The 11,930-nt window shown below is 65.1% G+C and carries 10 protein-coding genes; 4 read left to right on the forward strand and 6 right to left on the reverse strand.

Annotated elements, in window-relative coordinates; all coding sequences use genetic code 11:
- Positions 1–9 precede the first annotated feature (9 nt).
- The 5 genes from ABZN20_RS03635 to ABZN20_RS03655 all read right to left on the reverse strand — a co-directional run bounded on the left by ABZN20_RS03635 (position 10) and on the right by ABZN20_RS03655 (position 6,081).
- Positions 10–3,378 (reverse strand): NAD-glutamate dehydrogenase domain-containing protein, encoded by a 3,369-nt coding sequence (locus ABZN20_RS03635; protein ID WP_367026776.1) that lies wholly within the window; start codon positions 3,376–3,378, stop codon positions 10–12.
- Positions 3,379–3,398: 20 nt separating this feature from the next.
- Positions 3,399–3,827, reverse strand: a complete 429-nt coding sequence (locus tag ABZN20_RS03640; protein ID WP_218806882.1) for an ATP-binding protein — start codon at positions 3,825–3,827, stop codon at positions 3,399–3,401.
- Between the two features lie 13 nt (positions 3,828–3,840).
- Positions 3,841–4,176, reverse strand: coding sequence for an STAS domain-containing protein (locus tag ABZN20_RS03645; protein ID WP_218806881.1), 336 nt, complete (start codon positions 4,174–4,176; stop codon positions 3,841–3,843).
- 94 nt (positions 4,177–4,270) lie between these two features.
- Positions 4,271–5,911 carry an ATP-binding protein gene (locus ABZN20_RS03650; protein ID WP_367026777.1) on the reverse strand — a complete coding sequence of 547 codons (1,641 nt, stop codon included), beginning with the start codon at positions 5,909–5,911 and terminating at the stop codon, positions 4,271–4,273.
- A 32-nt stretch (positions 5,912–5,943) separates the two neighbouring features.
- Positions 5,944–6,081: a hypothetical protein gene (locus ABZN20_RS03655; protein ID WP_367026778.1), complete on the reverse strand. Its 138-nt coding sequence runs from the start codon at positions 6,079–6,081 to the stop codon at positions 5,944–5,946.
- A gap of 80 nt (positions 6,082–6,161) precedes the next feature.
- Here ABZN20_RS03655 and ABZN20_RS03660 point away from each other — a divergent pair, with 80 nt between their 5' ends.
- Genes ABZN20_RS03660 through mepA form a run of 3 tightly spaced genes read left to right on the forward strand, consistent with a single transcriptional unit; the run spans position 6,162 to position 9,340 of the window.
- Positions 6,162–7,433, forward strand: coding sequence for a hypothetical protein (locus ABZN20_RS03660; protein ID WP_367026779.1), 1,272 nt, complete (start codon positions 6,162–6,164; stop codon positions 7,431–7,433).
- Positions 7,417–8,493, forward strand: coding sequence for a hypothetical protein (locus ABZN20_RS03665; RefSeq protein WP_367026780.1), 1,077 nt, complete (start codon positions 7,417–7,419; stop codon positions 8,491–8,493). Before ABZN20_RS03660 ends, ABZN20_RS03665 begins: the two co-directional genes overlap by 17 nt.
- Positions 8,494–8,500: 7 nt before the next feature.
- Positions 8,501–9,340, forward strand: a complete 840-nt coding sequence (mepA, locus tag ABZN20_RS03670; protein ID WP_367026781.1) for a penicillin-insensitive murein endopeptidase — start codon at positions 8,501–8,503, stop codon at positions 9,338–9,340.
- A gap of 188 nt (positions 9,341–9,528) precedes the next feature.
- On the opposite strand, the gene ltrA is transcribed toward mepA, so the two are convergent.
- On the reverse strand, positions 9,529–10,839 hold the full coding sequence (ltrA, locus tag ABZN20_RS03675; RefSeq protein WP_218806875.1) for a group II intron reverse transcriptase/maturase: 1,311 nt from the start codon (positions 10,837–10,839) through the stop codon (positions 9,529–9,531).
- A gap of 628 nt (positions 10,840–11,467) precedes the next feature.
- Here ltrA and ABZN20_RS03680 point away from each other — a divergent pair.
- Positions 11,468–11,902 (forward strand): type II toxin-antitoxin system VapC family toxin, encoded by a 435-nt coding sequence (locus ABZN20_RS03680; protein WP_367026782.1) that lies wholly within the window; start codon positions 11,468–11,470, stop codon positions 11,900–11,902.
- The last annotated feature ends 28 nt before the right edge of the window (positions 11,903–11,930 follow it).

Consider the following 11,930-nt stretch of genomic DNA (forward strand, 5'->3'; position numbering starts at 1 on the left):
ACCGCTCCTTCAGACGCCCGGCGACCGCCCCAGGTCGACCAGAGCTTCCAGCTCCACGCCCAGGACGGCGAAAGGCGTCAGGGACGGCGAGGAGGTTTCTTCCAGCTCGTTCAGCAGCCGCCGGAACCGCGTCAGCCGGCGCCGAAGCCGCTCCCCGGAAAACAAGGCCGACGGTTCCAGCCTCTCCGCCCGCAATGCCTGCCCGGTCAGGTGCGCCGCGGCCCTGCGGAACCGCTCGAGGAGAGCGGCCTGCGCGCGCCGCTCCCAGCGGTCGCGCGGCCGGACGTTGCGGAGCAGGTTGAGACAGCGGCGAATCCCCAGATGTTCGGCGATGGCGTCGTCCACGGCGGCAACCTTTTCCAATGGCGCACCGGCCGATCGGGCGAGCTTCGCCAGCACCGGAAAATCCCGGAGCTCCGCGAGCAACGCCAATATCCGAGCTTGCTCTTGGCCGAACCCGAGCCCCTTCAACTCGGCCAGCCGCCCGCCCCAAGCCGTTCGCTCAACGTCGCCGAGCGATGCCTCCCGGTAGTGCAGATACTCCGCCAGATCGGACCGCCAGACTCCGATTTCGGTTTCAGAGGGACGCAGTCCGAGACCCTCACGGACCGCCCAGTCGCAACAGGCGCACAGGAGATCCTCCAGGTCCAAAAGCATGCGGTATGAGCGAGACACCTCCACGCTTCCGCCCCACGCCGAAACCGTTCTCCGCAACGCCGCGCCCCCGAGGACGGCGTCGAAGCACAGATAGGCGCCGGCCAGATCGGCGGCTATGCCCGGATCGAGTTCGTCGGCCAGAGCGAGGAAAGACGGGCCGGCCTGGTCCAGGATGCGATTGCAGATGACGGTGGCCGTGATTTCAGAGGCCAGGGAATGCTCATGGAGAGCCGAGCCACAACGCTGCCTCGCCTCCGGCGGAAAATATTCCGCCAGGATCGGACGGCACCATTCGGCTTCGAGGAAGCCGGGCGCGTCGAGCAGTGCCCGCTTCAGGACCAGCTTGGCATGGGCGAGCAGGACCGCCAGTTCCGGCCGGACCAGCCCGCGCCCCTCGCGGGCCTGAACCTCTTTCCGGCCCGGGAACGACTCGTAGCCAGGGTCCAGGCTGCCGGCGTTTTCGAGCCGCTCCGCGAGCTCCAGGAAAGGCTCCGCGTCACGAAGGCAGCGTTCCCGGTCGAGCGAAATACAGAGGCTCTGGGACGCGTTGTCTCGCAGCACCGAATCGCAAACGGTACGGGTCAGCTCGGCCAGAAACCAGTTGCGCTCCTCTCCGCCGCCCAATATCCCCTGCTCCCGCAACAGTCCGGTCAGTATCTTCAGGTTGACCTCGTGGTCGGACAGATCCACGCCGGCCGAATTGTCCACCGCATCGGTATTGATGTGGCCGTTGCCCAAGGCGAACTCCACGCGTCCCGGCTGGGTAAAGCCGAGGTTGGCGCCTTCCGCCACCACCGCCGCACGCAACTCGATGCCGTCCACCCGCACCGCGTCGTTGGCCCGGTCGCCGACGTCTTCGTGGCTCTCCGCACTGCCCTTCACATAGGTCCCGATGCCGCCCAGCCAGAGCAGATCGACCGGGGCGGTCAGCAGCAGGCGGACGAGCCCTTCGCCGTCGACGGACCGGTGCCGTACGCCGAGCCAGGCCCGGACCGGCGGCGAGAGGGGGATATCCTTCGCGTCGCGCCGGAACACGCCGCCGCCGGATGAGATAGCCCGGCCGTCGTAATCCGCCCAACTGGAACCCGGCAGGTCGTACAGCCGCCGCCGCTCCCGATACGACACCTCCGGATCGGGGTCCGGGTCGAGAAAGATGTGCTGGCCGCTGAAAGCCGCCAGCAACCGGATGTTCCGGGAATACAGCATGCCGTTGCCGAACACGTCGCCGTCCATGCTGCCGACGCCGACCACCGTGAACGGCTCCTTTTCGATGTCCCGATTCAACTCCGCGAAATGGCGCTTCACGCATTCCCATACGCCGCGGGCCGTGATGCCGAGACGCTTATGGTCGTAACCCTGTGAGCCGCCAGCGGCGAAGGCATCCCCCAGCCAGAAGCCGTATTCCTGAGCGATGGCGTTGGCGGTGTCGGAAAGCCGCGCGGTACCTTTGTCCGCGGCGACGACCAGATACGGATCGGGATCGTCATGGGCGACGACGAAAGGGGGCCGCATGACACCGCCCGCCGTGACGTTGTCGGTCAAATCCAGCATGCCGCGGATGAGCGTGGCATAGGCCGCCGCCGCGAGGCGCCGGCACTCATCGGGATCGCGGCAGGGCGACTTCAGGACGAAGCCACCCTTGGCGCCCTGCGGCACGATCAGGGCATTCTTGATCATCTGGGTCTGCATCAGGTCCAGTATCTCGACCCGGAAATCGTCCGGCCGGTCCGACCACCGGATGCCGCCGCGGGCCACTCGCGCGCCGCGCAAGTGGATGCCCTCCATCGCCGCCGAATGCACGTAGATTTCGAACAGCGGTTTCGGCGCGGGCATGTCGAAGACGCCGAGGCTGCTGATCTTGAAGGCGATGAAGAAATCGGGATCGTCGCGGCGGCGGTAGAAATTCGTGCGCACGGTGGCATCGATCAGGTTGAACAGATCCCGGAGGACGTGGTCTTCCCCGCTGTCCGTCACGTCGTTCAGTGCCGCGACGAAGTCCTGCCGGAGCCCCGACTGCGCCTCCTCGTCACCCTGCGCGTCCGGGTGGAACCGGCTTTCGAAATACCGGTAGAGAAGCCGGGTGGCATCGGGATTGTTGAACAGCGCCCGGAAAAAACGCGAACGCCCGAACCGGCCGCCGAGTTGCAGGCGGTAATTGTGATAGGCCCTGAAGACGTCGATTTCCTTCCACGACAGGCCGGTGGCGAGGATCAGCGCGTTGAGCGCGTCATTCTCCACGCGGCCCGCCGTCAAGGCGGCCAGGGCACACAGCAGCGGTTTGCGCAGCGGCATGAGATCACCGGCCGGCGCTCCACCCGAGGCCACGACGAAACTGCGGACGGAGCAGCATCGCCCTCGGAAGGCGAGCCTGAACTGGATCTGATCGACGATGCGGAGCCCCAGATTCTGCAGCAGCGGCATGATCCGGTCGAGATCCTCCTCGGCCGGGCTGTAGATTCGCAACCGGCAGTGAGCATCGCCGAAACGTGGGGAAGGCCGCCACAGATCGGCAGCGCCGGATTCCGTCCGTACGGCCTTTTCGAGCAAGATCGCATCCCGCACTGCCGCCGCCGGCGGAATCCGCGAGCGGTATTCGGCCGGGAAAACCCGGGCATCGGGCAGCGGCTCCGCGGCGATCCTCCTGCTGCGGCAAAATCGCTTCAGAACGGCGGCGTAAGCGCTTTCCCAGCTTTGGCCGGCGGCCGGCCGCCTACCGTCCATACCGGCGCCCTCCCGCTGAGCTAGGCCAGCTTCTTGCGCATTTCCAGGACATTGCCGCTCTCGGTACGGCGGTAGGTCACCGAGTCCATCAGGGTGCGGATGAAAAAGATGCCGCGGCCGTGTTCGCCCGGCTCGTCGAAATCCGGCATCGGGACGGACTCCAGGTCGAAACCCTGCCCCTGGTCGTAGACGCGGATGCACAGTTCCTCGTCCTCGATGTGGATCCAAACCCGGACCGTCTTGTCCGTCTCACCCGGCGTGGCGTGCTCGATCGCGTTGACCATGGCTTCGGTCAGCACCAGGTTCATGTGGTAACCCAGCGTATCGCGGTCACCGCGGTAGTCCACCAGTTCCCTGGCGATCTGCTCCGCGATGTTCCCGATCAGCCCGAGGTAACGGGTCTGGTTGGGGACCGCGATGTCGACATCGACATCGGTTTCGCCGTGCATGGCACCCTCCCGGCTACTCGCCGCGCAATGCTTCCTCGACGGTGGAATAGATCTCGAACACCCGGTGCAGGCGGGTCAGCTCGAACATGGAGCGCACCCGCGGCTGGAGACCCGCCAGCAGCAAGACGCTGGAGCGCAGAGCGGCATTCTTCTGCCCGGACAACAGGGCGCCCAGCCCCGAACTGTCGATGAATCCCACTCCGCTCAGGTCGACGACCAGATGGCGGCTGCCGCCCTCCAGCAGCTTGAGCATGAAGTCCTTCAGCTCGCCGGAATTGTGGGCATCCAGGCGCTGTTCGCCCAGCCTCAGGACGGTCTTGCCGTCGATGGTTTCGGTCGTAAGGTTCATGACTCCGATTTCCGAGCTTGCGGAAGGCGTCGGCCTGCGGGGATGAGCCTACTCATACACCGAAGGCGGCGGGCATACAAGCGCTGGGAGCGGCTTACCGCCCCTGGCTCCACCAGCGCCGGACGATCGCCTCGACGTCGAGATCGTCCGCATCGGCGTTCCAGGCTCGATGGAAGTCCACGTCGTTGCTGTTGGGCGGCGGGTCCGGCTTGAATATCTGGCAGCGTACCGGCAGCGGTGTCGTCTCGCCCAGGATCAGGGCCTCGCCCCGGCCGAGGGCGGTGAGGGCCTCCACCAGATCGGCCTCCCCCTCCGGCACCAGCTTGCGGACATAAGCCTGGTCGTCCGGATTACTGATCCTCAGGCAGATGTAGGACCCGCACTGCGAAAGCACCGTCTCGGAAAGTTCGTGCGGGCGCTGGCTGACCACGGCGAGGCCGACGCCGTATTTGCGCCCCTCCTTGGCGATGCGCTCCATCGACTTCCGCGTGCCTTCGTACTGGGTGGCGTGTTCGCGGGGAATGTAGGCGTGCGCCTCTTCGCAGACCAGCAGGATGGGGAATTCACGCCGGTCCGGATTCCAGTAGTTGAACTCGAAGGCCAGGCGGCCGATCTGGGCGGAAACGGTCGGGCGCACGTCGAACGGCACGGGACTCAGGTCGATCACGCTGATCCGGCAGCGCGGCTCGCCCAATCCGACGAAATCCCGCAGTAGGCCGGGCAGGCTCTCCGAACGGTTGCGGCGGCTCGGGTTGAGCAGAAAGTCGTAGCGCACGTCGTGCAGCCGGCTGCCGAGCTTGAGCAGGAATTCGTCGAACTGCCCGAACAGCGGCCCCTTGGTCTTGCCGAAATCGGTCCGGTGTTCGTTGGCTTCCTTGAAGCGCTCGTACACCTCCTGCAGCGAGAAATACACCGGCGCATCGATCGACACCCCTTCCAGACCCAGCCCGCGGGCACTCCGCCGCTTGAGCTCGAACACCGCTTCGCGCAGGAAGGCGGTCTGGATCGAGGCCGCCGGATCGTCCCGCTCGATCAGGAGATCCACCAGCTCGGCGAAACTCATCAGCCAGTAGGGAATTTCCAGCTCCCGGGCATCCATCGCCCGGGTGGCCTCGGGCGGAAATGCGCTGTGGACCGTGCCATCGGCGCCGCGCCAGCAGTACTCGCCGTGCAGATCCAGCAGGATGATGTGCGCCTTGGGACTGGAGACGAGCATGCGCTGGATCAGGCTGGCCACGGTCCAGGACTTGCCGGCGCCGGATTGGCCGAGGATGGCGAAATGCCGGCTGCACAGGGCCGAGGGGTCGAGATAGACGCCGGTCGCGGGGTGATTCGGCAGATAGCCCGGATTGAACCGCAGGCTGCGGGTGCGGGCGAACACGGCGTTGATCTCTTGAGGCGCGGCGGCGTGGACCTCGGCGCCCGGCACCGGATAACGCCGCACCCCGCGGCTGAATGCGCCCTTGTCGTTGAATTCGCCCAGTGGTACCAGGTGCATCGAGCTGCCGGCGGCCGATCCGGCTTCCCCGCCGGAGACTTCCCGAACCAGGGCGAGGATGCGGAATGCGCCATGCCGGACCGACACGTAGGCACCGACCTGACCGGGACGCTGGGCTTCCTCCCCCAGCGACACCTCGCTGCGGAAACCTTCCTCCTCCGACAGCAGACGGGCGACGAAACGTCCGGCCCGGACTTCGACCAAGTGGCCGATCAGCGAATTTTCGGATGCATCCATGGAAATCCCGACTCCCCGGTTGAAACAAGCCCTCAGTCCTCGTCTTCCCAGCAAGGCTTAGGCCGCACCGTCTCGGGCGGCTTCGGCTTTCGCGCCGTGCGCAGCAAGAGCAATGCGTTGCCGACGATGACGAGGAAAGCAATAATGGAGAAAATCAGGAACAGCTCCATGGCTTCCCTCTTCACATTCGCCCATAGACTCGATCGATGACCTGCCGCCAAGGTTTCCATTCTGCCCGGACGAGGACGACATGAACACATCGGTCTGGCGCATCGGGCAGATACTGAACTCGGTGCAGAGCACCTTCGTGGGCCTCCTGCGCATCTGGTCCATTCCGCTGGTGCTGCTGCTGAGCCTCGCCTCCGGCTACACCACGTATTATGGCCTGTCCTACTTCATTACGGACTGGATCGCGCTGATCATCACCGTCGCCGTGCAGTCGGTCATCGTGATCTGCTCCCTTGAACTGGCGGGCTGCCACTGGCGCGCCAACCTGGCGCGCTTCCTCACCGTCGGTGTGACGCTGGCCGTCGCCCTGCTGGTCTCGGTGTCGTTCTCCTACTTCAAGTTCTACGAGCTTTCGCAGCAGGACAACACCTTGCTGACCCGCTACCGCACCCTGGACCAGAATCTGAACGACTACCTGGACCGGATCAACAAACTGAAGAGCACGCTGATGGCGCGCCAGCAGAAGCGGACCGACACGGCGGCGAAGGAGGCCACCCAGGCCTATCTCGGCACCTTGCAGGGCATCCGCGAGGAAAGCCGGAGACGGGTGGGCAAGGGGCCGATGTGGAGCCACTACAACGAGCTCCAGCTCGCGGAGGAAAACCGGCTGCGCCAGATGGAAGCGAGCTTCGGCGAGCTCGACCAGCGCATCGCGGCCGCGCGGGGCACGGTGCAGAGGTTTTCGGCGGACCTCAAGAATCCGGCCCTCTATGCCGAACTCATGGAACAGGTGCGGCAGGCCCAGTCCAAGGCGGACAATCTCGCGTCGGTCCACGGCGCCGCTCCGGTTCCCGCGCCTGCCTGGGGCAGCCATTCCGAATTCGTCCGCGGCATCACCCCCTCCTTCGCCATGTGGGAAGACCTGTCCCTGTTCGCGCTCGCCTGCGCCGCCATGGTGGATTTCTTCACCCTGGTGCTGTCATACCGGCTGGAGTTCAGCGCCCCCGGGCCGTTGACCGAGGAGGAGAAAGTGCTGGCCTTCCAGGGCCTGCGCGAGTTCTCGCAGTTCGCCATCAACGACAACGACGAGCTGGAGTTCGTGTTCGAGAAGACCGAGCTCGAACGGGCGAAACGCTATCCCGACTGGAACCGCATGTTCACCGTGGCCTTCCTGCTCAACCGGGGGTTCCTGAGAAAGGTGAGCGAACGCAGCGTGGAATTCGCGCCCAACCTCTACCCCATCATGGCCGAATGCATGAGAAAGGAGCCGCCGCAGGCCGGCACCGGCGAGGGTATCCAGGATGGCAACATACGGCAGTTCCTCGAAAGAAAAGCCCATGAACGGCGAGCCTGACCACGACCGCTGGGACCCCGGCTTCGTCGGCGACCATTACCTCGTCACCGCCCGGCTCGGCCCGTTCCGCAAGCTGTTCCTCAAACCGCGCGATTTCACGCCGCGCTTCTACCACCGGCTCACCGAACTGGCCATCGAGGACTGGAGCCTGCCGGTGCCGGACCTGACGCTGGGCGAGGCGCTGCGCATCGGCGTCGATCTGTCCGTGAGATTCCAGCCGACCCTGGACTATGCCCGCAGCAATCCCGACAGCCTGGACCAGCTCACCCATGCCATCAAGCTGCGCTACCAGCGAGTTCTGCTCGACATGGCCTTGGAAGAACTGCGGGTGCTGGAAGACCCGTTCTGGCTGACGGAGGGATGTGCGGGGATCGAACGGCGCGTCGAAACCCTGACCAACGAGGCCCTGGCCGCACAGGGCATCCGCTGCCGCGCCCGCTGCGTCCTCACCCCGGAATTCCGGGCGCTGGATGAGGCGGAAGTCGAGAACCTGCCGCCGTGGTCGCCGCATCGTCCACTCTATCGGGCTTTGCTGCAGCGCCAGCGTGACCTCGCCGCCGAAGCAGAACGGCGGCGGCGGGAGCAGGAGGCCCAGGACGAAACGGCCCGGATGGATCGGGAACGGGCAAGGCTGGCGCTGGAACAGCGGGAGACCGAGTTGCGGAAGGCGAAGTACGCCCACGAAACCGAGCGCCTGAAGGCCGAACTCGCCGCGGAAGAAGCACTGCAGGCCGAACGCCGAGCCGCGGAAGCCCGCCAGAAGGAAGAGCAGGTGCGCCACGAGCAGAAACTGCGGGAAATGGAGATCGAGGCCGAGCTGCAGTCGAAAGCCCGGCGCGCCGAAGCCATGGACGACGCCGACGCCCGCCTGCGCCGGGAAATCGAGCTGCTCGCGCTGGAGCGCCAGCGCCTGCTGCTGGAGGAAGAAGTCAGGGACATCAAGCTCGCCAAGGCCAAGGGCTGGGTCATCAACGCCTCGCGCCGGTTCCAGCTCGGCCAGGACGCCGAATTCGACGAACCGGAACCGCCCGGCCTGCCCCCCGAATTGCCGGAAAAGTGAGTCGCCGATGCCATCGAACCGCTTACCCCTGCTTCTGGCCCTGCTGTCCGTCGTCAGCCTCCCCGCGGCGAGCCGCGACTGGGGAGACGTCCCCTCCCCGACCTCCGGAACGCCCGAAGCCATCGGCGAAACCAGCGCGGGATGCCTGGCCGGCGGTTTGCCCCTGCCCACCGAAGGCGAGGGCTACAAGGTCATGCACCTCGAACGCAACCGCAACTACGGCCACCCCGACCTGATCCGCAGCATCGTCGAGCTGGGACGCGCCACCGTGCAAGGTCGCTGGGGCGAACTCCATGTCGGCGACCTGTCCCAGCCCCGCGGCGGGCCGATGCGGTTCGGCCACCGCAGCCACCAGAGCGGCATCGACGCCGACGTCTGGTTCGCGCTCGACCCGAACCTGGTCCGCAACGCCGACGGCCTGCGCAGCAACATCCCCGCGCCCTCGCTGCTGACCTCGGACCAGACCCGGCTCAACCACATGCTGTGGGACGCCAGCCATGCCCGCGTGCTGGAAGCCGCCGCCCGCGACCGCCGCGTCGACCGGATCTTCGTCAACGCCCGCATCAAGCAGGAACTCTGCCGCTCGGTGCGCGGCGACCGCTCCTGGCTGCGGAAAATCCGCCCCTGGCACCGCCACGACGACCATTTCCACATGCGCCTCGCCTGTCCCGCCGACAGTCCAGACTGCGTGCCGCAAAAACCGCTCGAACCCGGCGACGGCTGCGACGCGTCGCTGGACTGGTGGCTATCCCTCCCGCCCCTGCGGCCTCTGCCCGACAACCATCACGGCCCGGCCCCCTCGCCCGCCCTGCCCAGAGCCTGCAGGGCGGTGTTGAATGGTCGGTGACACCTTGGTTTAACCGATTCAACCTGGTTAAACTGATATCTCCCACAACTCAGCTGGAGACACAAATGCACACGGTGCGCACACTGGCGAAAGGCCAGGTCGATAGGGGTCGGGAAGGCTTTCGCCTCCCCGCCCTCCGAACCGTGCGGGCGGTTTTCCCGCACACGGCTCTCCAGTCGGTGGTTTCCTCATCGGGGATGTCTCTCGGCTTGCCAGGCTGGGTATAAGGCGAACAACCCGGCAGCCGCGAAGAAGGCGTTATTCCAGCGTTGCTGGTCGGCCAGGCAGCGGCCCCTACCTGGACGCCTTTCCTGTTTGCGCAACAACGCTCGCAGTCGGCGGCGGAGAAAACCGTCCAACTTGCGAAAGGTACTCGAATGGGCATGCTTGAAGTATCCAAACCAGCCGCGCAGCATCGGGTTCAAATCGGCGATGACCCGCTCAACGCTGTCCCCGCGCGTCCGCCGTGTCTTGGCTCGAATGCCGTCCTTGATCCGCTGAAGGCTTTTCTTCCGCACCCAGCGTTTCCCGGCTTCGAACCGATAGCCCAGAAAGTCGAAGCCTTGCCCCGCTTGCCGACAGTCCCCGAGATGGGTCTTGTCCGGGTGCAGGGTCAGGCCGTTTTCGGCCACCCAGTCCCGGATGACTCCCAAGGCAGCTTCGGCTTCTTCCCGACTGGCACACAACACGACGAAGTCGTCGGCGTAGCGCACCATGCGGTAACCTCGGGCCATCAGCCGTTCATCCAGCGGGTGCAGGTATAGATTCGCCAACAGCGGGCTGATCACCCCGCCTTGCGGGGTGCCCCCGGTCGGCGTCCAGCGTTCCAGACCCTGGAGGACGTCCTGCTTCAGCCAGCCCCGGAGCAGGTCGAGTACCCGGCCATCGCTGACCGAGGCGCTCACCCGTTCCATCAGCCGTTCATGCGGGATGCTGTCGAAGTACCCTTTCAGGTCGGCATCCACCACATGGGTATAGCCCGCCTTCAGCAGCGCATCGACTGCTCGCAGCGCGTCCTTGCAACCCCGGCCGGGCCGGAACCCATAGCTGCTCGCCAGAAACTGAACCTCGAAGATCGGTTCGATCACGAGCTTCACCGCGGTCTGCGCGATGCGATCCTTCACGGTCGGTATCCCCAGCGGGCGGATTTGGCCGTTCCCTTTGGGAATCTCCACGCGCTTCACCGCGCCGGGGCGGTAGCAGCCTTCCCGCAGCGCCTGGCCCAACTCGGCCAGGTAGCGCCCGGCTTGGGCTGCAAAACGCTCCACGCTTTGCCCATCCACGCCCGCCGCGCCTCGGTTGGCCCGGACTTTCTCCCAGGCCAACACCAGCGTCTGGGGCGCATACACCTTGTCCATCAGGCTATACCATTTGCCTCCTTCGACACCGTTAACCAGTGCCGACACCATGCGCTCCGTCCAGATCGAGGCTTCCACCCCCGGTATCCCAAGGGCTTCTGCGCCTTGCTTAGCCTTCACCGGCACTGTCGATGCTTTCATTGGCCTCTCTCTGTCTTTACGCATCCACCTTCCTGCCCTGCCTTCCCTCGATCCGGTTTTGCTACCCGAATCTCTCGCGGCTTACGCCGCCTCGGTACTATGCGGGCTCTGACTCCTGACCCTCTTCGCGCCGAAGGCCAGGTCTCTGAAGCTTACTCCGCTTTGCTTTCCGAACATCCCGCCCCCAACCACACCGTGCGCCCGGACGTCGCTTTGCCAGTCACTTCAGCGCGTCCAACAAATTTCGGGCTTCGCCATGAATGAGCAGGCTCGCCGCCACACGCCGCCGAATCGGGTTCGTCAGCCTACGGGCTGTTCGTTCGTCTTAGGTGGCTCTCCACCCCGCCTCGCGGCGACGCAGTGACCTTCGACTACACAGGTTGTGACTTCCTATGGCGTGGACTTTCACCTTGCTAACAAAGCGTCCTCACGGACGCACTCATTCCCGCCGAAGTGCGGGGACAATTCGGCATCGAGCCCGGGGTGTTGCTGGAACTCCGAGTCAGCAGCGACCACATCGAACTTTGGCCAATGCCCAAGGATCCTATCGCCGCGTTTAGAGGTTCCCTGGCCGGAGACGTCAGCCTCGCCGACGAACTGATCTCCGAACACGCCGTAGAGATTGAACGTGACAAAGGGTGTTAAACCTATTTTCGTGATGGATGCCTGCGCCTTGCTACGCCTGGCGCAGGCCGAACCGGGTACGGCCAAGGTGGCGGAGTATCTCTACTCAGCCCGGCGCGGGGAATGTGAAATCCTGATGCACCAAATCAATCTGGGCGAAGTGGTCTATCGGATCGGCAAAACCCATGGATGGGCCTTGGCCGAACGCAAACGTCACGAAATCACGCTTCTGCCCGTTACGGTCATTCCTTTCGATGACATATTGTTCTGGCAGGCAGTCCAGCTCAAGGCGAACTACCCCATGTCATACGCGGATTGCTTCGCCACGGCCTTGGCCATGGGCCGTGAGGCGACCTTGCTGACCGCTGACCCTGAGTTTGCCTGTTTGGCAGAGCGCTTGACACGAATCGCAATAGAGGAGCCACGTCGCGCCACGTGACATCTTGCTTGATAATATTGCTCAGGGG

Origin of the sequence: Methylococcus sp. ANG (genome assembly GCF_040730495.1) — a bacterium.
In the GTDB taxonomy this organism is placed as follows: Bacteria; Pseudomonadota; Gammaproteobacteria; order Methylococcales; family Methylococcaceae; genus Methylococcus.

Excerpts from the sequence above, each read along its gene's own strand:
- ABZN20_RS03650 (WP_367026777.1), bottom strand. The coding sequence starts at position 5,911 with ATGGATGCATCCGAAAATTCGCTGATCGGCCACTTGGTCGAAGTCCGG.
- ABZN20_RS03645 (WP_218806881.1), bottom strand. The coding sequence starts at position 4,176 with ATGAACCTTACGACCGAAACCATCGACGGCAAGACCGTCCTGAGGCTG.
- mepA (WP_367026781.1), top strand. The coding sequence starts at position 8,501 with ATGCCATCGAACCGCTTACCCCTGCTTCTGGCCCTGCTGTCCGTCGTC.
- ABZN20_RS03665 (WP_367026780.1), top strand. The coding sequence starts at position 7,417 with ATGAACGGCGAGCCTGACCACGACCGCTGGGACCCCGGCTTCGTCGGC.
- ABZN20_RS03635 (WP_367026776.1), bottom strand. The coding sequence starts at position 3,378 with ATGGACGGTAGGCGGCCGGCCGCCGGCCAAAGCTGGGAAAGCGCTTAC.
- ABZN20_RS03640 (WP_218806882.1), bottom strand. The coding sequence starts at position 3,827 with ATGCACGGCGAAACCGATGTCGATGTCGACATCGCGGTCCCCAACCAG.
- ABZN20_RS03660 (WP_367026779.1), top strand. The coding sequence starts at position 6,162 with ATGAACACATCGGTCTGGCGCATCGGGCAGATACTGAACTCGGTGCAG.
- ltrA (WP_218806875.1), bottom strand. The coding sequence starts at position 10,839 with ATGAAAGCATCGACAGTGCCGGTGAAGGCTAAGCAAGGCGCAGAAGCC.
- ABZN20_RS03655 (WP_367026778.1), bottom strand. The coding sequence starts at position 6,081 with ATGGAGCTGTTCCTGATTTTCTCCATTATTGCTTTCCTCGTCATCGTC.